The sequence below is a fragment of the Nocardia sp. A7 genome (genome assembly GCF_046549215.1).
In the GTDB taxonomy this organism is placed as follows: domain Bacteria; phylum Actinomycetota; class Actinomycetes; order Mycobacteriales; family Mycobacteriaceae; genus Nocardia.
The window spans coordinates 1-562 of the sequence record NZ_JAJPWE010000022.1; the positions used below are offsets into that span (position 1 = coordinate 1).

The 562-nt window shown below is 55.2% G+C and carries 1 rRNA gene; it reads left to right on the forward strand.

Annotated elements, in window-relative coordinates:
* A 16S ribosomal RNA gene (locus ACLJPD_RS33150) occupies positions 1-562 on the forward strand; the annotation flags it as partial.

The window sequence follows — 562 nt, forward strand, 5'->3', positions numbered from 1 at the left end:
GGCGGACGGGTGAGTAATGTCTGGGAAACTGCCTGATGGAGGGGGATAACTACTGGAAACGGTAGCTAATACCGCATAACGTCGCAAGACCAAAGAGGGGGACCTTCGGGCCTCTTGCCATCGGATGTGCCCAGATGGGATTAGCTTGTTGGTGGGGTAACGGCTCACCAAGGCGACGATCCCTAGCTGGTCTGAGAGGATGACCAGCCACACTGGAACTGAGACACGGTCCAGACTCCTACGGGAGGCAGCAGTGGGGAATATTGCACAATGGGCGCAAGCCTGATGCAGCCATGCCGCGTGTATGAAGAAGGCCTTCGGGTTGTAAAGTACTTTCAGCGGGGAGGAAGGGAGTAAAGTTAATACCTTTGCTCATTGACGTTACCCGCAGAAGAAGCACCGGCTAACTCCGTGCCAGCAGCCGCGGTAATACGGAGGGTGCAAGCGTTAATCGGAATTACTGGGCGTAAAGCGCACGCAGGCGGTTTGTTAAGTCAGATGTGAAATCCCCGGGCTCAACCTGGGAACTGCATCTGATACTGGCAAGCTTGAGTCTCGTCGA